Origin of the sequence: Flavobacterium sp. CLA17 (assembly GCF_013112255.2) — a bacterium.
Lineage (GTDB): Bacteria > Bacteroidota > Bacteroidia > Flavobacteriales > Flavobacteriaceae > Flavobacterium > Flavobacterium circumlabens.
The window spans coordinates 3,214,618-3,236,134 of the sequence record NZ_CP068294.1; the positions used below are offsets into that span (position 1 = coordinate 3,214,618).

11 protein-coding genes are annotated in these 21,517 nt (G+C 36.8%); 2 read left to right on the plus strand and 9 right to left on the minus strand.

Annotated elements, in window-relative coordinates; all coding sequences use genetic code 11:
- Positions 1 to 20 precede the first annotated feature (20 nt).
- A complete protein-coding gene (locus HAV12_RS13160) occupies positions 21 to 992 on the plus strand; it encodes an aldo/keto reductase (protein WP_171570056.1) in 972 nt (323 codons plus the stop codon).
- Complete coding sequence (locus tag HAV12_RS13165) at positions 993 to 1,820, plus strand: AraC family transcriptional regulator (RefSeq protein WP_171570057.1); 828 nt, start codon at positions 993 to 995, stop codon at positions 1,818 to 1,820. It abuts the gene before it with no gap.
- 90 nt (positions 1,821 to 1,910) lie between these two features.
- Here the strand turns inward: HAV12_RS13165 and HAV12_RS13170 are convergent, their stop codons facing one another.
- The 9 genes from HAV12_RS13170 to HAV12_RS13210 form a co-directional block, all read right to left on the minus strand.
- Entirely contained in the window at positions 1,911 to 2,840 is a 930-nt protein-coding gene (locus HAV12_RS13170) for an alpha/beta fold hydrolase (RefSeq protein WP_171570058.1), read from the minus strand.
- Between the two features lie 11 nt (positions 2,841 to 2,851).
- Entirely contained in the window at positions 2,852 to 3,733 is an 882-nt protein-coding gene (locus tag HAV12_RS13175; RefSeq protein WP_171570059.1) for an NmrA family NAD(P)-binding protein, read from the minus strand.
- Positions 3,734 to 3,804: 71 nt separating this feature from the next.
- Entirely contained in the window at positions 3,805 to 4,368 is a 564-nt protein-coding gene (locus HAV12_RS13180) for a Crp/Fnr family transcriptional regulator (protein WP_171570060.1), read from the minus strand.
- Between the two features lie 1,479 nt (positions 4,369 to 5,847).
- Entirely contained in the window at positions 5,848 to 6,492 is a 645-nt protein-coding gene (locus HAV12_RS13185) for a hypothetical protein (RefSeq protein WP_171570061.1), read from the minus strand.
- 90 nt (positions 6,493 to 6,582) lie between these two features.
- Positions 6,583 to 7,164, minus strand: a complete 582-nt coding sequence (locus tag HAV12_RS13190) for a hypothetical protein (protein WP_171570062.1) — start codon at positions 7,162 to 7,164, stop codon at positions 6,583 to 6,585.
- A gap of 1 nt (position 7,165) precedes the next feature.
- Positions 7,166 to 17,071: a SpvB/TcaC N-terminal domain-containing protein gene (locus tag HAV12_RS13195; protein WP_171570063.1), complete on the minus strand. Its 9,906-nt coding sequence runs from the start codon at positions 17,069 to 17,071 to the stop codon at positions 7,166 to 7,168.
- Positions 17,072 to 17,111: 40 nt separating this feature from the next.
- Entirely contained in the window at positions 17,112 to 19,076 is a 1,965-nt protein-coding gene (locus HAV12_RS13200; RefSeq protein WP_171570064.1) for a T9SS type A sorting domain-containing protein, read from the minus strand.
- A 31-nt stretch (positions 19,077 to 19,107) separates the two neighbouring features.
- On the minus strand, positions 19,108 to 19,839 hold the full coding sequence (locus tag HAV12_RS13205) for a porin family protein (protein ID WP_171570065.1): 732 nt from the start codon (positions 19,837 to 19,839) through the stop codon (positions 19,108 to 19,110).
- A 14-nt stretch (positions 19,840 to 19,853) separates the two neighbouring features.
- Entirely contained in the window at positions 19,854 to 20,555 is a 702-nt protein-coding gene (locus tag HAV12_RS13210) for an outer membrane beta-barrel protein (RefSeq protein ID WP_171570066.1), read from the minus strand.
- Positions 20,556 to 21,517: the final 962 nt, after the last annotated feature.

The following is a 21,517-nucleotide window of genomic DNA, read 5'->3' on the forward strand; positions in this document are numbered from 1 at the left end:
TAACTATCGATCTTTGTCTTATGAAAAACATCACAAAAATTCAGTTGGGCCAAAATGGCCCGTTCGTATCCAAACTTGGTTTAGGCTGTATGCGAATGTCTTCAATTTGGGGAGGTGCCACACCAGATCAAGCAGAAAGCATTGCTACCATCCATCAAGCTCTTGATAGTGGTATTAATTTTTTAAATACCGGAGACTTCTATGGTGCAGGCCATAATGAAATGCTGATAGGAAAGGCTATTAAAGGAAGGCGCGAGGACGCATTTATCAGTGTAAAATTCGGCGCTATCTTTCATAATGGGCAGTGGCTTGGTATGGATTTGCGTCCTGTTGCTATAAAGAATTTCATAAACTATTCTCTAACCCGTTTGGGTATTGAAACCATTGACCTTTATCAGCCGAGCCGAATGGATGACAGCGTACCTGTGGAAGACATTATAGGAACAGTAGCAGACCTGATTAAAGAGGGTAAAGTGCGTACCATTGGCGTCTCTGAAATTACAACAGACCAACTTCGTAAAGCCAATAGCATTTATCCTATTAGTGCGCTGGAAATTGGTTATTCGCTTGCCGACCGCCAAATAGAAACCGAACTGCTGCCTACAGCAAAAGAATTAGGAATTGGAGTGATCGCTTTTGCCAATACTGCCGAGGGTTTATTGACTGGTGAAATGAAAGCACCGCTTGCAGAAGGCGATTATCGCAATCATTTCTCCCGATTTCAGGGCAAAAACTTAATTCATAACGTGGAAAAAGTAGAAGTTCTGAAGCAATTAGCCAGCAATAAAGGCTGTACGCCAACACAGGCTGCGATTGCATGGGTTAAACAGCAAGGAGATAATATAATGCCTTTAGTAAGTATGAGCCGCAGATCACGCCTGCCGGAAAATATTGCGGCAATGGATATTGTATTTACACCGGAAGAAATGAACCATTTAAACATTACATTTGCAATAGGCGCTATAGATGGCGGCACTTATTTACAACGCTAAATGACAAGTCCAGCAGAAATTCTTCCCGGAGTGATTTTCTATTCTTATCTCTCTGCTGAGAGAAAGGAAAAAGTATGTTTTTGGAAAAATCCTACTTTAATACTTCAGGTTTCGGGTCAGTTTACTATAGAAACTTCTGAACAAAACATTTCGATGAGCGGAGGAGAAATGCTACTGATTGGTAAAAATCAGGTAGGTACGCTTGTCAAAACACCGTTGCCGGGTGAGAATTATGAAACAATTGTAATATCCTTGCAGGAAGGTTTGTTACGCAAGATCGCATTAGAAGAAAAGCTTGAGGCAGACCGAAAATATATTGGTCCTCCCAATGTTTTAATTCCTTCAAACGAATTCCTGCAAGGGTATTTTCAATCTATTGTTCCCTACGCCCGCAACTCGGGAGAATCCATGACAGACGAAATGGGCATACTGAAAGTGAAAGAAGGCGTTAAACTATTAATGCTCGCCTTACCGGAACTTCGCAGCTACTTATTCGACTTTTCAGAACCTTCTAAAATTGACTTGGAAAGATTCATGATCAGTAACTTTCATTTCAACATTCCTGTTGAAAAATTTGCGGAGCTAACCGGCAGAAGTCTGGCAGGTTTTAAACGCGATTTTCAAAAAACTTTCGGCTCACCGCCCCGTAAGTGGCTTCAGGACAAGCGCCTTACTGCGGCAAAGCACCTTATCGAGACCAAACATAAAAAGCCCTCGGCCATCTATATTGATTTGGGTTTTGAGAGCCTGTCGCACTTTTCGCATTCCTTCAGGAAAAAGTTTGGAATGTCGCCTACTAAACTTAACAATACTCATTATCCAAAGTGATATTTTTAATTTTAAAGACAGAGGTTGCTGTATGCAACCTCTATTCTTTCTTTGGTCGATTTAGTAATATACTTTGGAATGAAATTTATATTATTTCAAAAAATTTAGAACAAACTCAAGTACTTTTCGAGGTTTTTCCTCAATCATATAATGTCCACTATCCATAATTCCCTCTACCTTACAATTAATTGCCACATAAGGCAACCCCATTTTGATATAGTTATAACTGGAGTTACTGCCTATACCTAATACGGGCATAGTTAGAGGCTTATAGCTTTTTGAATCTTCTATGTCCTCTGTAAAACTTTGGTACCAGGCATTTGATGCCTTTATATTTTCGGGCTTGTTATATACTGATGCATAAACTTCCCTTTCAAAATCCGTCATTTTGGTATCATCCAGCATGACGTAGGAAAACAAGTAATCAAGCAGGTATCTAAACCTATCTTCTAATAATTTTTCAGGAAGATCCTTAACCTGATTAAAAGCCATCCACCACACATACGGCATGTTAATATCCATTTTGTCAGTAAACGATCCTTTTGCCGGTATCAGTGGCATTTGTAGCATACCTTCAGTAGGATGTGCACCATCCATAAGTATTAACTTATCTACTGCTTCCGGATAATTAAAAGCAAAACTCATTGCGACCATACCTCCAATATCATGTCCTAAAAGGTTAACCTTTTCAAACCCGAGGTGCTTTACAAGATCATAAATATCTTTAGCCATTGTTTTTTTGTCATAACCATCTTCCGGTTTTCCAGAAGTCCCCATACCTCTAATATCGACAACAATAACCCTATAGCTTTCTGAAAGCTGCGGTGCGATTTTATGAAACGAATACCATGTTTGCGGCCATCCGGGCAGGCACAATAATGGAATGCCTCTACCGCCTTCTACATAATGCAGTTCTATACCATTAACCACTGTATACTTATTTTCAAATCCGGGCCAGTTTTTAATAAGCTCTTCATCTGAGTACTGTTTTGGGCTATTCACTTTATCTTCAATATTCATAACTCTAATTATTAAATATTATTTTCAACTTTAGACCATACCAAATCGGGATACCTGCTGTTATCAAGTTCTTCATGATGCACTAAAAACATACTGTACAGGTATTGTGCCTGCTGCCATTTTGGGTATAGCTCCTCTTCTCCTTCAGGATCTTTTAGGCGTTGTATTTTATTGTAAGCGGAGAATCCTTCCATAGAACCCATATCTACAAGTTCAAATTTTTTGTCCTTATACTGCTCGCTTAAAGCAACCAAATCATCAGGGCTAACACTGAAACTGGCAATTCGTAAAAACCTGGGTGCAGTAGTATCAAGTATAGCTTCGGCTGTAAAGGCAGCTGTATCGTCCATAGTCGTAAAATCGATTTGCCAATCCGTTTTATTGTCATAATAGGCAACAGTTTCTGTTTTTACATTAAATAGTGGGGTATTATCCCTTAGAATATCAGCAAAGCAGCCATTAAAAATGGATGTTGCCTTGATAGGGCTGTTATCCAGGAGTGCCTGGAACTCTTTCCTTAAGTCAAAATTCCTGTTTTCGCCTTTAGGGATAAATGTAAAGTCAGAGGAGAAATCCGAAGGTATAAAACGTGGTACACCCGCTGCAATGGCTGCATGTAATAGTTCTGACTGGGCTTCTATAATTACATCACGTAATCCTGTAACCGCAGAAATAATACCTATAGCCCCTTGGCATGCAAGAGTAAGTTCATCCTTATTAAATAGTTTAACTTCAATAATTTCAACCCCCATTTTTCTAAGCGAAGCGACTTTTTCAGGATCGCTGCTGTTGCGCACAATTGCTTTAACGTGAGCCTCCTTTTTAATTAATTCCCTGCAGATACGATAGCCTAAATTACCGGTAGCACCAGCTACTACAATAGTATTTTTCATTGTCATTATTTTTATAATGCAAAGTTAAAACGCTATTGGCTTTTAAAAAGCTACCATTTGGTAGGTAATTGTTATTTGATATTTTTTCGTATCCTGCTTAATGCATTTGGAGTGATACCAAGGTAAGAGGCAATCTGTTTTACGGGTACTCTCTTCATCAGTTCTTTATCCTGTATAAATTCCAAATAGCGATCCTGAGCCGATAAGGTTTGGAAACTAATGATTTGGTTTATCATCCTAATAGACATGTTTTCCCAAGTAATCCTGCCAAATTCCTGCCAGGCCGGAATTTGCTTATACAACATTTCCATAGCTTCTTTATTAATGCAAAACAATTCCGTTTTTTCAATAGCTTCAATATTAAAACGTGTAGGGAGCTGGGGATTTAGACTTGATATTTCGGTAAAAAATTCATTTTTAACAATTACCCATGCCGTTAACTGCTCTTCATAGTCTCCGTAATAAAAACGTAAAGCACCTGATTTGATAAAATAATAGTGGTTAGCAATTTGGCCAGTTTTTAAAATAAATTGACCTTTTTCAAGTATCATTTCTTGAAAATTAGACAAAATAATCTCCAAATTATCCTCTCTAATTTCTATTTTAGTCTTAATAAAATCAATTAATTGCTGCATTGGATATAATTAAAAATTATGCTAATATACAATTGTCCCATTGCATCTTTTAATTAAAATTCTACAAATTAGAGGTGGTATAAATTTTCATGCAAATTTGTAGAATGGTTAAAAAACAGAGACACCTGATTAATCGCCAAATTATTAAACAAAATTAGACTGTTTGAATTCCGCTTAAGATGCTTTTGACAAATTCAAAGTTATAAATAGTGGCCCGTTTTGAACACAAAACGCTTGGATTATATACCTTTTTTGCCACAAAAACTTAACGCACTCTACCTTGACAATATTAAAAAAATCATATTCAAATATTTAAACGGAATTAACTCCAATTTTGCCACAAAAAGCTAAGGCAGTTTTAATAAAAAGAGGTTAACGATTTGTTTTTTATGCTACATTTTCGTTAAATCCCCAACAGTACATCCAAACCAAATTCTTTAAGCCAATGAAAGACAGACATTACACGTAGTAAGCCAATCTCTTTAAATCTTCCATAAAATTTATAGAAATTTGTCCCGTAGAGGTCACAAACAAGCCAAATGGCGCCAATTGAAGACAAATTGGCGCCATTTTTTTATTATCTCACTTATTTTTATTAGTCTAAAGAGCCGGGCTCCTCAGCAGCCCTAGCCCCGATAGAAGTGGAAATCCTTTTGTGCCGGGGTTCGGCACAAAAGATTGTAACGGATAGCGGGAAAAAGCTCCTAAAAAATAAGATTAAACCTAAAAAACTCAGTGATCAGCAAATAAAATAACACATTCAAATACGCCGCAAAATTACGACAAGGACCACCGTAATTCTCAAAACCAAAACAAAGACCCAAAAAGCACAGGTACAAAGGGCAACCCTTATGACTCGGAGAACCGCCGTAAGGAATCCCAAAGCGACCCCAAAGACATAACCGGGAAGGACATTGAAAAGGACCTTATAGAGAATGATCCTTCCCAGGGGTTTGAAACTGACGTTGATACTCAAAAAAGCGACAAGGCTGAAAGCGACACCTTTGAAACCATAGAGCCCGAAAAGGATAATCCGGTTAACAGGGAATTCGAAATTGGGGAGCTGGGCAATGAAGAGCTAAAAGAAGATGAAATTTGGAATGGATACCTCTTTTGCGACAAAAAGTTAAAGTTGTTTTTAAAGATATTTCACCAGTGGAAGTTTTGTGGCAGAATAGTGGCACATGTGTATTAAAAAAAATAGAATTCCGGCAAAATCAAGTACTACCAGATTTAGGTCCGAATATGTATAGGCAGCCTTATTTTAATTATCTTTTTTTGTTAACAGGTTCGAGTCTTGTTCATGCTATTTTAAGGTAAAGCCTGAGAAATCTAGATTTCTCAGGCTTTTTTATGGTTCGATAAATTTATTGTAAATCTCTGATTTTGTGCAAATAATAAATGAAATAATTAACCACCCACACATCTAGTACAATACCAAAAAGATTAACTGATACATTTTCCACTGCTAAATTGTTTTTATTTACATTTTACTTTTTCAAAAATAGTTTTTAATTGGTCCATAACGGATCCCGATTTAAAGTCTTCTTTTTCAACTGCTTTAATAAGTTTTGGGCAATCTGTAAAAGCTTCTTTTGACATTTTTCTAATTAATGAATCTGTTCCTATGGCCAAACCGTTTGATGCTGTCGTAGCATAACCAAATACTAATTCTTCACTGTTTTTTTTTCCAAAAAAATAAGCGGTATTGGCAATAGTAACTACATTACTTGTACCACCTGCATTTGGCCGACTGCCACCTTCCGAGGCAATGCCACCTATTTTTACGTTTTTATCATAAACGATGTAGAACCACTTTTTTTTCTTAGATCTTGAAAACTTGCCTGTTAAAATGTTAGCTGTTGTGGCATATAATCGTTCGGCAATATATTTTTTGAGTTCACCATCTGCATATTCTATTTTTTTAATGTCGACACTTTCAATTTTTTCTTTTTTAGCTTCTTCCCCTGTTTTGAAATAGACCTTAGAATCGTCACTTTCAACCATTTCAGCAAGACCTTTTTTTGTTGATCCGTCTTCCATAAATAAAACAGCTTTAATAAATTTGGCATGTCCAGTTGTTGCAAATAATAGTGCAATTGCAAGTAATATTATTTTTTTCATATTTAAATAGTTAAACAGTAATTATATAATATAATTACTGTTTTCAATGCTAATAAAATTTAAAACGTTAGATCTGTTTTCCCTATTATATTAGTCCTTTTTGACTACGTTGCCTTCTTTGTCTGTTATATATGGTTTATGCAATTCATGCCATCTTTTCACAAAAGAGTCAATATTGGCCATATCCTTTTTTACCAAATCTCTTAATTTACTAACTTCTTTTTCGAAACTACCTTGACTATTTATTTTTCCTAGTTTATATTCTGGTAAAAATAACATATAAAATAAAGGAGGCCCCTTATAATCGTCGCTTCTTAATTGCATACTAGTTGAATCATTAGGTGGAAGATGAAAGTTTATTCCATCACAATCTTTCAATTCATCAACTGAATTTAATTTTTCGTTGAGTTCAAAAATATTTAAGCTGATTTTTAAACGTTTTTCACCTTTAAGCATACTAGCGTTAATAAAATGCAGCTGATTTTGATCTGTGAGCTTGCATAATTCGTAGGAGTGCCCGCGAATATTAGAATCGTATTGTCCAAACCAAGAAGTTTTAAATGGAGATTTTACATAACCGTTCTTTTCCAGCTCAGGAATACCATAATTTTTAAAAATAGTATTCCTTGCGTCTAGAAGTTCTTTATCTGATATTTTAAAATTATCTTTCATATTAATCTTTTTTATTTCTTTGAGCAGCTACACCTCCTCCAGCGCCGACGGTAGCTGTTTTCGCAGCATTTCCAAGACCCTGACTGGTGGTTCTGTCTATTATAACATTAGCACCTCTGTTAATTGCAGTTCTCTGATTTCTTGTTAATCCAGATGTGTTAAATTTACTTTCGACTGTTATTTTTCGTCCTGTAAATATATTTTTCATATCATGGTCAAATAATGCTTTAGCTTGTCTTCCAGTCGGAGTTCTGCCCCCGGTCAAAACTTCGGCTTTACCCTGACTAACATAACCTCTACCTTTATATTTTATTTCCGTAATAGCTTCTCCTAATTTTCCTTTAGCACTTCTGGACAAATTGTTTGTTGAATTTTTAACAGCGTTGCCCACCAGTTTGCCTCCAGCTCCTAAAACAGCACCTACAGTACCATCAATAACTACATCTCTAACAGTTGTTTTTTGTCCCTGAATTGCTCGGCTTGCAGCACCTCCAACAGCATTAGCTCCTCCTGAAACACCCGCTGTTACAAGCAAACTAGCACCTCCTGTAAATCCGGCGGCACCTCCCACGACAGCACCTTGTACAGCTGCACCTCCAACGGCTTTCCAGTTATCTACTTTTCCGTTTTTATATAATTGAGTTCCTGCTTCTATTGCCCCACCAATAATTCCTCCTATTAATGCACCTGCTGCTGCGGTTGCACAATTTGGGCATTCTCCATCAGGATCTATATATTTTACAGGATTATTGTATGAGAACGTATAGGACGCTAAGTTAAATGAATTAAATGCACCTCCATTAGTAGATTCAGGCTCATCAAAAAAGTCTTCCTTCATCATTAATGGATCGACACTGAGCCATAAACTAGTCTTCATGTCCAGATATCTCGCTCCATAATAACTTAAGTTTGTTTCTCTGTCCAACTCCTTACCATTAAACAAATAAGGGCTAGAAAAACTAGAACTATGCTCCTCAAATAAAATCTCGCCAAAAGCAATATACTCTACGTGCTGTGAAATTGAACCATTTTTGGTTGTAATATAGGAAGTACTTCCCAGATGATCGGCATGAAAATAAAAAATATCATTCTCAGGCATTCCGATTCCTGTAAAACCTTCTCCGGCTTTTACAGTTGTTGGCTCTATAGGCGGACCAAATTGTACCGGTGGTCCAGGCACATCTCCCGGCGCGTTAAAAACAGGATTTCTCGGCCATCCTTCCGGAGGTTCCCGATTTTCCTCAACAGGTTTAAGTACCTCACTCGGATATGGATTTCCTGTAAATTCCGGTGTAGCATAAATTCCTTGTTGTGTCGGAGGTCCCGGCGGTAATCCAAGACTTCTCACATAGGCATCTAAGGCTTTTTGCTGTTCAGCGGTAAGATTAGTGTAATTTACTCCTCCTGCTGTTAAACCTAACGGCTGGGCAAATGCTCCGTTACCCAGTTTACTGACAATTCGCCCGCTTCCTTCAAAATAATGCTTGGTAAATTTACCTTTTCTTATAACAAAATAAGGACTTACATAACCTGTATAATCGTCTGTATGTATAATTGTGGCGGCAGTTTCGCCATTGATTGCCACGTTCTGAGAGTCGCCTGAACTTTTAATTACACGTTCTCCGTTACTATCATACGAATATTGGTAAATTCTTCCATTATCGTTAATTCCCATTAAACGGTTTTCTTCGTCCCAAGTCATTTTTCTGAAACTTTGGGTCTCAGTATAACTGGTTGGATTTCCGTTTCCATCATATACATATTCACGCGGATCTTGTTTTGCAGTTTCTGCAATTTTACTCGGCGCATGCGGATGCAGCTCGTTATCATAGTTGTAATCCAAAACATATCCTTTTTGCTCATTATTTACAGTATGCAGCAAATCTTTTTTCGTAATACTATGTATTTTATTATACGTCATATTAAGCTCATAATTTGCTTTTGTAAATTCACCCTGATAAGTTCCTTTTGCAGATTTTAATCTATAAAAATCATCGTATTGATATTCCTGCGAAGATGTTCCTCCTAAGGTATTGTTTACTATTGGAGCTGTATTTTTAATATTCAATACGTTTCCAACCAAATCATAACCGTATGAATTGTTTATGACTTGTCTAACACCGCTTTTTACCTGTAGCTGTTGTAATCTTCTCATTACAGCATCATAGGCATAGTTGGTTTCGGTATCATTACCGTACTTTAAATATTTACGTTGTTCGAATTCATCATAACTTAATTGTTTGATATAATCGTAGGTATGACTTTCTTTTTTGCCTTTCATGCTTTGCAGGTTTCCTGCGCGGTTATAGGTATATTCTACAACCTCCCCATCTGGATAAGTCATTTTTTGAACTCGATTCCATGTATCATATTCAAATTGCGAAATATACGTCTGCACATCCGTAGCCGTAATACGAAGTGTACGTATTTCTTTCTCTATCTCGCCCAGTTTTCCAAAGAAAAATTCCTGCCCTCCGGTTGCATCCTGAACAAACCATAACCTGCCGCGTCTAGATGGAGTTCCGTCGGCTTTGCCATAATTATACTGTACATTATTCTGAGGATTTTTAGGATATTTTATAGTTTCCAGACGGTTATAATTATAAACATATTCTATAGCACCGCCATTTGGAACCGTGTTTTTTAAATCTTGTGTCATACGTTTGGTTAAGTTACCTGCCAAATCATATTCCATGGTCGTTGTTCCCGCGTCAGGATGTGTAAACTCTATTCGTTTTCCTATCCAGTCGTAGCTAATTTTGGTAGCATGATCCATAGCGTCAGTTACCTTAATTGTTTCCCCTAACGCATTAGTTTCGATCTTTGTAATTAAATCATTTTGTATAACGGCGATATTTTGCCCGGTAGCATCTGCATAAGTCTGACTTGTTTTGTTTAAAGCATCTGTTTGCGTGGTGCTTAAAACCGGCAGGCCATCATAATTTACAATAGTATAAACAGTGGTATTAGTACTTCCGTCTGGCAATGTTACTTTTATAGGCCTGCCTACTTCATCATAATCGGTTTTAGTTGGAGCTACATTTGACAGCGCTGTACTGAAGTTGTTATCTATAGTCGTCGTCGTTGTTGGATAATAGGTCGTTATTGGCCTTTCTAATCCATCATAAACTATTTTTCCTGAAACTACATGCGCTTCCTGATCCGGACTGCCTGGCTGAGTAAATAAACTTGCCGTTTTTTTAACCTGTAAAGGTCTTCCTAATCCATCTGTATAAGTATACGTCTCAATGTCTTTGTCTAGTTCAGGATCATAATTTCTGGTTTTGGCATACGGAACTTTTGCTTCCGGAAAATATTCGTAAGCAATTGTATACGGTTTACCCGAAGCAATTTCATAAGGTGCCTTTATAGTAGCAGGACGTCCTTTAGCATCTATCGTATAAATAGTGCTTTGATCATTACGATCTGTCGTTTTAAGCGGTGTCCCAAAACGATAATCAAATTCTACTTTATTTTGGTAGCCAAACGCATCTTTTATCTCGGTCATGTATTGATGATTATCTGCATCATATACATACTCTAATGTCATACGCTGCCCTTTGTGATTCACAGGCCCTGTAATTTTTTCGAGGTTTCCGTAACTATCATAGGCGATGTCGGTAACGGCAATTTTATCTGCTGCACTATAATTTCTAATTTGCGTTAATTCTGCCGTCGTGGTATTAATTGTTGTGGCTCTTTTACGACGTAAACCTTCCGTAGTAAAAACCTCTAATTGTTTTGCTATACCACCGTAATAGGGTGTTGTACTTTCGTAATAGCTTATTTTTGCTGTTACCTTATCATCAGCAGAGCCGTTTCCTAAATCTTCGTACTGAATAATATTCCCATTAGCATCATAGGTATTAAAAATATTTGTTTCTAAATATTCACTGCTTCCCTCGTATACTTTTTGATTGGCATGAACGAGTCCTACAAAAATACGTTTGTCATCACACGAAGGCAAATTCAATTCTGAAATCGGGATATTTGCCTGCGTCGTCACATCAATCAAACTGTACTCGTTTTCAGACTCTTTGCGTATTTTTCCGTTCTTGTCTAAAGTATAACTATGTTTTAAAAGATTCTTTCTGAAATAATCCTGATTGTAAAATTCCTGAACGGTTGTTGAGAAAAGCGAATTATCTGCCGCATCAATTTCTTCCTCAATTACTTTTTCAAAACCATAAAATTCTCTTTCACGACGATCATGATAACCATTTTCGTATCTAAATTTAACTATCGAGTGATCGATACCATCACCAACATGCCCATCGAAAACATCAACAGATTGTAAAACCCATTTTGCAGAAGGATTTTCATAACTTGGCTTTAATAATTCATAATCTACAACATAACTATTTCCTGCACCGTTTGTAACACTTTTTAGTTTGTTGGTTCTTTTGATATTTGATAATTGCGCAGTTAAGTGACCATCATCTTTAGAAACGACATAATCCAAATTTCCATCACCATCAATATCCGTAAAAGTACCTTCAGAGCGGTTTGTGCTCCATCCTTTATTTCCTCCAATAGTTGGTGTAATACGAAGTAGCCAAACAATAATATCAAATGAAAAATTTGCATTCATTCCATAGCTTACTCCTTTGTTTTGGTTCATTTCGGCGAATCTTGGGTACACAATTGGTGCGTCAAAAGAATTTCCTAAATTTAAGGAAACCAACATGGTATTACCCACATATCTTATTTTATCAGCGAGCCCGTCCCCGTTAATATCCATAAAAGATTCATCACTATCAGATTGAGATCGGGCATAGTTAGCCCCTCCGGAAATAGAACCTTGTTTAATACTAAAACCTAAACCGGCGCTCCAATCGGTTGAATTACCTTTATTTAAAGTATTAAAATTCCAATTTTCGACTGGTAAAAAACCATATCCTGTATTTAAAAATACATCTCCGGAATCTGCTATTTTATCAGGTAATCCATCGCCATTAATATCACTGTGCACCATTGTTGAGCGGTCTTCACCCTTTCCCTGTGAAGCACTTACCGAAATACTGTTTCCTCCTTTTTCAGCTTCTTTTGAGGCTGTACCCTCTGCTGAATCTTTTTTAACGCTGGCTTTCCCAACAGTTATACTCAATGAGTTGGATGGTGCACCGTGGCTATAACTTCCGCCAAAATTAGGTCCTTCAGAACTTGTTTTAGAATGACTGAAATTATCTCCTAAATTAATTACTTCATCAGAAATAGCCCCAACAGGTATTGTCAACTGTACATTTTCTCCACGTATATAATCCGGGAATCGGTCACCGTTAAAGTCACTCATGGTCTGGGTTACATACGAATCTCCATCAATAGATTTACTGTAACCTAAATTACCCGGACCTACAGAAACCCCTGCTGAGATACTTTTACTTTTGCTTTCGCTTATCATATCAAGCGCCGAGGTGCTTCCGCCCACCAAAGTTGGTAAGGAAAAGTCCGTATAATCTGAAATATCATCTTCTCCCAATCTTGAGGTTCCAATGGTTGGTCCTTTTATAAAAATAGACTCTTCCAGACCTTCCCACTTCATTTTTGCATAAGACGGATTTAAGGAAACAAAATAACTATCGGCAATTTCGTATCCTTTTCCGTCATAATTTTCAGGATCGGCATTGTTTAAATCAGGCTCTGTATTATAAGCATCTGATTGTTTTAGTTTGGTCTGGTCAATTGTCTTAGTGGCAAGATTTCCGTTTATGACAAATCCTCCCCAATTACGCTGATACAATCCTAAAGTTCTTTCATCGGGATTTAAAAGGCTGTATATAGCAAAATCGTTTGTAGCAGTATTCCATACCACATCATCTGTCAGATTCGATATATCTTTTAAATCCGTTGCTTGAACCTGAATATTCAGGGCGTTCAATTTTGGATAATTTCTAAGAATAGTTACAGACAGCGGATTTGAAACCGTAGTTTCCAACTGAATCGGAATGCCTAAAACCGCATCGGGATAAATAACCGAATTATCAAAAGCGTTTATTACTTCTGTCAATGTTCCCGTTGTAAGTTGATAGCGTTTGCGCGCTAACAGCACATTATTTTGTTTGGCCGAAATAGTTACTTCTCCATTATAATTATTAACCGTTCCCGGAGGAATAGGAGATGCCAGCATTAAATCTTGCGGCAATATGCTTAGTTTTATTTTTCCGTTAACGGTTGAAGTAACGCCAGGGATGTTGTAATTTCCTTCTCTTTTGTTATACAGCAAATGAGAAACTTCCATAGGAACTTCCTCCGCAACTCCACCAGGAATTGTCGGTACTGTAACGGTTGGAGCAAAAGAAATGCTTTGCCAATTGATATTGGTTTGCGTTTCTAATGCCAGGGCCACCTGCGTTTGAGCTTCGAAGGCAGGCAGATTAATTGATGCTAAATTAAAAGCAGCAACTTCATTCGCTAAAAAGGTCTTTTCAAATAAAATTACCGGCGGGTTGGTTTGTTCCAAATAATTTTTGATTATCACCAACTTAATATGATCTGATGTAACGGGTTTATTAAATATTCCTTTAAACAAAACATTTCCGGCTACCGGAATAGCCTTTCCAGCCATAGAACTGCTAAAAAAATCAGTACTCGCCTGATAGGTTGCCAATGAATATAAATTGGCATCTTTTAGCGTCCCAGGGACCATAAAATCACTATCCGCTACATTTCCATTAACGTCTCTGTCGAATTGTTTTACCTGCGAATAGGTAATAATCGGGTCCCAAATAACCGCATCAAAATTCCCGTCTCGTAGAGCACTTACCCTAAAATACAAACGCTCTCCTTTTTCGACAGCAATGGCAGTATTTTGTTTGGTTTTAATGTTATAGTCTGTTGCGCCAATGGATTCATCCCAAAGCAATTGGTTTCCTTTTTGAAAGTATAAACGAACACCGTCTGCTTTGTCTTCACCGGCATTATTAACGTATTCTGCACGGGCTTTTATTCTTTCCGGAGTTGATTCCTGCACTAATTGATATTGATGCGAAATGGAAATAATTCCTTTTACAGGAGCTTCCCACATACGCACTACATCATGCAGCGGATTTTGTTTTTCTATTTCCTCAATCGAAATTGTACTTACGCCCGGAATTGTCACATTTCCACCTCCAAAAACAGGTGATGGAGTTCCGGTACTGCTAGTTTTAAAAGTCGGGATTCCGTTTTCTAATCGGTTATAATATACTTGTCCATTACGAACGAAATCTATTAATCCATCTCCATTAAAATCCATGAAATATGCCTTGGTTTTATTGGTTGAACGCTGCTGGTCGTAACCTATGTTTCCAAATTTTAAATTTAAATCGACACCCCAATTGAATGAAGTCGATTTTGAGAATCCAACATCACTAATATTAATCTCCTGTAACTCGCCAAAAGCCAATTGCCCTGAGCCTGCAAGATTTTTTCTGTAGTAAACTCCATTTTTATTTTTGAATACTTTATCTGGTAATCCGTCACCGTCTAAATCTTCCAATGTAACTGTAGTATCAGATGTCCCCCAATTGTTTCCTCCATGCCCTCCAACGGTAAATCCTTTGAGGCTTCCTGCATTGGTTGCTAAACCTATACCAAGTCTATAACTAATACCTGTTGTTGATCCCTCGGTACTGCTTACTAAGGAATGTTTTCCAGAAAACAATGCATCACTGAAAGATGGGATTGAACTATTTCTTAAATTATCGTTTGGTACACTCCAATTCTGTTCAGTCCCAAATGGATTGTATTTTCCTGAAGCATCTCGAATATCATCAAAATAATCTAATTTATTTGTATAAAATAAGTTTGACTCCGAATCATATTCTGAAATCGATTCTAGTAAAGTCTTTTTAAAAGCACCTTCTTTATACTGCAGTTCATAACTGCGAATCATATCATTTTTATAGCGTATTTCTATTTTTCGTAGTAGTTGATTGTATAACTGTTTGAAACCTAATCGTGCTGAAACCTGAACGTCATGGCGATTTGCTTCTCCTAAATCCCCATTTTTTACAAACGTAACACTGTAATTTCCTTTTTGAGAACCAAAACCGGTATAGTATACTTTTTTAAGATAAATCCCTCCTTCGCGTTTGTCATACTCATATTCTACAGTATTTCCATTTAAATCGACCTGAAGGCAAAGTGCCCAATATCCGACATTTCCGTTTCCATCCTGCAAAATACCATTTGTGGCAAGTCCTGAAGTTGTACCACCGTAATAACTCGCAGTACCGCTTTTATCTTTTACTACCCAATAATAGTTTTTAGGTGAAGATCCTTTACGGATGATCTGCTGAAAAGCACTTTCACGTCTTGGATAAAATTGTTTATCAACGGTTCTTCCGATCCATTCTGCTCTGTGTGAATTCGGAATCAAAGCTTCTCCGGCAATTGTATAGGTTTCGGTTTCTTTGGCTGTATCATATCTCGGTGCTCCCCAACGGGTTTCTATGCTTACGGCAGGTGCTGAAATATCCCAGCCCATTCCTGCCCAGCTGTGCCCGCCGTCACTGTCATATTGAAGATTTAATGATGGCTGCATTCCGCTTCTCCCGCTGGGAAGTACAATAGAAAAAGATGTACTTGCTGTTCCTCTTCCATTTGCTGAGGGAGTCTCTATAGACTGAATCCCGAGCAGTGGACTAGCCGCTTTTATATCTTTAATGCTCGTTGAAGTATAACCAGAAGTTTCGGGAGATTCAGGCATTTTTACAATTCCAGCGATAAAATCGGTAAAATGCGTTGTTTTTGCTTTAATGATTCCTTGTTTAATGTCCAGTGAATCTTTGGCAACTTCTTGCCATAGTCTCTTATTTTCATCAAAATAAAATATATTGATGTCTTTTTCTGTGTAGCCTTGCGGAATTGCTTTTTTGTCGTATGGTAATGATAAGGTTACACCTTTCTCAAAAATGGTTCCGTGCGGTAATAACCTGAATCCGGCGTTTATTCCGGTAACATTCACCATCGCTGAGTTTAGCGGTGCAATGTCCATTTTTCGTAAACCGCTAACAGATACCGTTACATTATTCTTTAGAGCTCCAACTGGAAAAACAGCTGAAAATTCTTTGTATGCTAACTTGTTTTCGGTTTGAAAATCAATTGTTTTGAAAATGCGCTCTTTTGCATTTTCAATAGGTCTGAAAGTAGCAACTTTTAAAAAATACTTTAAATCTAACTTTTCATTGATGCTAACTCCGCTCGTTGTTTCTTTGGTAACAGCAATAGAATTTCCAGTGGTTGCAGCATCTAAAACTAATTCGAATTCAGGCTGGTTCAGATCAATAGCAATTCCGCCGATGCTTAGTTTTTTAATCTGAGAAGGAAAATTAGCCCCTTTAATATAAAGTTTATGATCTGATTTCAATAATGTAAAATCGGTCTCCTTACGAGCCCCTTTATAAACAATTCGAACATTCCTGATTCTATAGGAATTTGAAGCCCCCTCAGGAGCCGTAAATAACAAAACATTATCTCCGCTTCGCAATGATTTTTCCGAAAGTAATTCAGATTGTTTGGTCCAATTTTTATTTTGGGATAAAAATTGTCCTCCTATACTGGGCTGGTTATTTAAACTTCTTGAAATTGAAGCCGCCTGGTCGTATCCGTATAATTCATATTCCAAATAAGCATTTTCTTCATCGGATGGCAATACATCAACTTTAAGATGAAAAACGTTATCATAAGCATCATCAATTTCAGAATCGTTGGCAACACCAATTATTCCTTCTGCAATATCTGCAGAAAATGATTTTGTGCTTTTAGTTTCGTTTTTAGCAATAGCAATCGAATCTGTTTTTAAAACAGCCAATTCTTTTTCAGAAATACTTTCAGTAAATAAAGAAGCTATTTTATAAGGTCCAAAATTTGCTGCGAACAAAAATGTACCTAATAAAAACACAAGTATTATAATTTTATTTTTCATAAAGCAGGTTATCGATTAAAAGGATCGTCTTATTTTTAAATTATTTCACAATAACTTTAAAAGTTTTTGTGCCAAATTCTGAACTAACAGATACCAGATACATTCCCGTTGAACTATTAATAACATCATCATACAAATAATTTTCTACTTGCACGAGCTGTTTTTGTTTTATAAGCGCTCCTGTTGGGGAGTAAATACTAATATTTGCATTTGTCTTGTATGGATATTGCATCGAAACAGAAAAATGACCATCAGGCGTCGGGTTTGGATATAAAATAATAATACTTGAATCTGTAATTTCTTTTCCATCCGTGGCAACAGCAATCTTGGTCGAAGTTTTGCATACCTGACCGTTTAACAATCGAAGCTCATAAGTACCGGCCTGGTCAATCATAATTTTAGGATTATTATCTATAAAATCTCCTTCATAAAGCCATTCATATTCATAGTTTCCTTCCGGTAAACCGGCACTGGCGTCTAATACCAAAGCGTTTCCGTTCGTTAAAAGATAATCTGATTTTAACTTAGGAAATGTTCCTTGTTTATCAGCCACAAAAACGGTTTCGGAGTATAAATTTCCTTTTCCGTCTCTCACGATATAATCATAAGTTCCAGATGAAAGCTGCAATCCTGTACTGCTTTTGGCAGCCTGATTCCATTGTTTTACAACCGCTTCGCTTCCTTCTTTTTTAACCGTTACTGTAAAAGGCGCTTCGCCGCCTTCTATCGTATAATTCAATTCTCCAGATCCGGCTACCCCACAAGTTGCCTCGGTAATCCAGACTCTGCTAAACATTAGAGGTGCTACTTTTATAGTAAATTTGGCTTTGCCGGATTTTTGTTTATCCCAGTTAAAATTATTCAAAACCAACTTTTCTGTACTTGAAGTGCTAGCCAAACGAACGTATTCTGAATCCTTTTCATCATAAGTTCCTTTACCGGAATAATCAACTAAAAGCCAGTAGTAAGTATCCTTTGGAAATGTTCCTTTTATAAAATTAGGGTTCAGCGACCAATCCAAACTTAGGTCGGCTGGATTTATAAAATCCAATTGCCACTCTCTCGCAATTCCTATTGGTTCTCCTTGTTCCTGTTTTTTGACCAAGAGATTTTTTCCGTTATCACTCCAAAAAGCAAAGTAGTTATTAGGAATTGTACCCGATTTACTTTTCAGTTCCAGCGTCAACAATCCTTCTTCGATCATGTTGCTGCTCTTTAACTGCAGTAATCCACTGGTATCATCTCTTCCAACTCCGGTAATGGAGGAATCAAAGTTCTTATGCTGGTCGATATCCCAAATAGTTTCCCCCTGACTGTTGAGGTAGTTTTTACTTTCAAATTGCGAAAGCGAAATTCCATATTTAATTCCGAGATAACTGGCTACTTTTTGGGTTTCTTTGCCAGATAAAACTCTGTTATAAACCAGAATTTCACTTATATTTCCCTTAAACTCTTCAGGAGGTAATTTCTCGAATTTAGATTTTTGTCCAATAGTGAGTGAAGATAACTTTGCAACACTATCAGTAATATTCTGTTGAAAAAAATGAATGTTGGCTTTATGGGGCTTTATTTTTTCCTGATAAGACTGGTACGAAAATCTTTTTAAGTCAACTAATCTTTTATTGGTTGCTACAGAAAGTGTTTTTTGAGGATCATTGATCGTCCACAAAAATTGTTCTTTCAGACTATCTTTTACTTTATAGACCATAAATAAAGTCTGACGTCTTTTACTTTCTGTGCCCAAAGGTAAGATCAGGGAGTCCTGAACTGTATCAAAAACAATACTAGGATTAAAATTAAAAGTCGCTCCGGTATGCTTTTTTGCTGATATTTTTCCTTCCTTATTAGTAAGGCTTTCCCAATAATAGGCATCAGCGTTGTTTCGGGTTTTAATCCAAAAAGAAGGATCTTCGACTGCTCCTGGCAATACTTTTTGCTGAGAGAACACCAGACTACTTGCCGATAAATTTATAAAAATCAATGCTAAAAAAATCTTTCTACACATAATTCTCTATGTTTTAAAATGAAATCTACTCTTAGAAATTGGCCAGATCATCAAAATTAAAAGAGTACCCAATAATCAATGAAATACTATTGATTTTGTTTTTATTTTCGCTGTAGCGATGCCCGTTTTCTTCTGTTGTCAAAGCATCAGTAAGTCCTAAAGTATAACGTGCACCGATTGAAAAATTCGAACTAAATTCATATCCTGCTGATAGCATTCCGTAGAAATAATTCTTCCCTGTCAAGGACTCTTTCAATACTTTCTGCACGTTGGCATCCGGCTCAAAATAAGTGCCTGAATCAGCAAATATTTCCTGTGCATTAGAGGTGTATTTGATATTATCACTGGCAATATTAAATCCAACATACGGTCCCGCGCCTATATAGAATCCTTCAACCGGATAATATTTAAACTGTGCCCCGACGTTGATATAGCTGTAACCAAAAGTCATTTTGTATTTTAAACCTTTTATATCTTCATAATTCAAATCAGTTCCCTGACCTGAATAGGAAATTTCAGTCTGAATACTTACTTTAGCATACGGATATTTCCAGTTGATTACCAGACCTGCCGTACCTCCAAATTTGCCTTCTTCTTTTAACGTATATCCTTCATAAATTCCTTTTGGAACTATTACATCGGGAAGATTTGACATTTTAGAATAAATGCCGCCACCAAAAAGACCGTATGTTATTTCTCTGTCACCTTGTGCAAATAATGTTTTTGTGCTAACTAATAATAGTAGCAGAATAATTTTTTTCATATTTTTTATTGAAATTACCATTGATGAAAACTGTAGCCTAAAGAAAAACTAAATACCCCGCTTTTGTTTTGATTTTCGATAAACTGAAAAGAAGATGCATTACTTTTTACCACATCTTTTACCCCTAAATAATAGCGTAAATCAAAGTGAATACTTTGGTGCAATTCGTAGCCTAATGCAAAACATAACGAGAAATCGTCAGCACCGTCAAGACCATCCTGATAGAACTGCCTAGTGGCAACGTCGTACATTCCACCTGCCTCGTTAGATTCATAAGTAATATTGTTTGGAGATAAACTGATGCCGTAGAACGCACCAAAGCCTAAATTTAAACCTTCGTAGGGATATACTTTATATAAAGCACCAATCTGCAGGTAGGCATAATTTAATCCTAATTCAAATTCCTTACCTGTAGTATCGTGATAATTGACAGCTTGAGAAGACTGTCTAAATAAAAGTTCCGGTTGAATGGCAACACGTGTATCGTAAAGTTTGCAGTTTAAAAAGAAACCACCTTCGATTCCGTAGCCACCTTTGCTTTCCATAACACTATTATCAAAAGTGTTATCCCTGCCTTTAATACTTTCAGGTAAATTACTGATTTTAGAATAAATTCCTCCGAGTTTTAGACCATAGGTAATATTAGTTTCATTTTGAGCGTGAAGAGACACATTTAAAAAACAACTTAATATTAATAAGTGTAATATTACTTTCATTCACAATTTTTTTTTGCGAATATATGTATTAATTTCTGATTTTTATCTTTAAAAAATCGACAAAAGTAAATTAATCTGCTGATCAGAAACATCATCTATTTAAGGCCTATAAAGTTTGGAGTGGATACCTTTTTTGCCACATAAATTAAGACGGTTTTAATAAAAAGAGATAAGAATTTATAGAAATTTGTTCTGTAGGTCACAAAAAAGCCAACAGGCGCCAATTGAAGACGATTGGCAACTTATTTTACTTAAAAAACTTTTAATCAATACATTAGTATATTTTTTTTGTTTTCGTTTCCTTTTTTATTAGACCTAAAAAAAACAAGAAAATATTTTACGAAAAAATACTTGTTTTTTTGCACCGCCTGTAAATTAGAAATACAACAATTGAATTCAATTTTACATTTCTCCAATGAAAATAGGGCCTGCAGCCCTAGCCCCGATAGCAGTGGAAATCCTTTTGTGCCGGGGTTCGGCACAAAAGAATGGAACGGATAGCGGGAAAAAGCTCCAAAAAAATAATATCAAACCGAAAAAGATACAACAAAAAATTACGACAAGGAAAACCGTAATTCTCAAAACCAAAACAAAGACCCAAAAAACGCAGGTCCAAAGGGCAGCCCTTATGACTCGGAGAACCCCCGTAAGGAATCCGAAAGCGACCCCAAAGACATAACCGAGAAGGACATTGAAAAGGACCTTATAGAGAATGATCCTTCCCAGGGGTTTGAAACTGACGTTGATACTCAAAAAAGCGACAAGGCTGAAAGCGACACCTTTGAAACCATAGAGCCCGAAAAGGATAATCCGGTTAACAGGGAATTCGAAATTGGGGAGCTGGGCAATGAAGAGCTTAAAGAAGACGAAATGACCAGGGATGAAACAGACGGCGGTGCGCCCGGCAATACCAAACCTTCCCAGCGAAAATTTTAATCTATTGATCAATCCAAGCCTTAAGT

Coding starts and splice junctions, on each gene's coding strand:
- HAV12_RS13160 (WP_171570056.1), top strand. CDS start 21: ATGAAAAACATCACAAAAATTCAGTTGGGCCAAAATGGCCCGTTCGTA.
- HAV12_RS13165 (WP_171570057.1), top strand. CDS start 993: ATGACAAGTCCAGCAGAAATTCTTCCCGGAGTGATTTTCTATTCTTAT.
- HAV12_RS13170 (WP_171570058.1), bottom strand. CDS start 2,840: ATGAATATTGAAGATAAAGTGAATAGCCCAAAACAGTACTCAGATGAA.
- HAV12_RS13175 (WP_171570059.1), bottom strand. CDS start 3,733: ATGAAAAATACTATTGTAGTAGCTGGTGCTACCGGTAATTTAGGCTAT.
- HAV12_RS13180 (WP_171570060.1), bottom strand. CDS start 4,368: ATGCAGCAATTAATTGATTTTATTAAGACTAAAATAGAAATTAGAGAG.
- HAV12_RS13185 (WP_171570061.1), bottom strand. CDS start 6,492: ATGAAAAAAATAATATTACTTGCAATTGCACTATTATTTGCAACAACT.
- HAV12_RS13190 (WP_171570062.1), bottom strand. CDS start 7,164: ATGAAAGATAATTTTAAAATATCAGATAAAGAACTTCTAGACGCAAGG.
- HAV12_RS13195 (WP_171570063.1), bottom strand. CDS start 17,071: ATGAAAAATAAAATTATAATACTTGTGTTTTTATTAGGTACATTTTTG.
- HAV12_RS13200 (WP_171570064.1), bottom strand. CDS start 19,076: ATGTGTAGAAAGATTTTTTTAGCATTGATTTTTATAAATTTATCGGCA.
- HAV12_RS13205 (WP_171570065.1), bottom strand. CDS start 19,839: ATGAAAAAAATTATTCTGCTACTATTATTAGTTAGCACAAAAACATTA.
- HAV12_RS13210 (WP_171570066.1), bottom strand. CDS start 20,555: ATGAAAGTAATATTACACTTATTAATATTAAGTTGTTTTTTAAATGTG.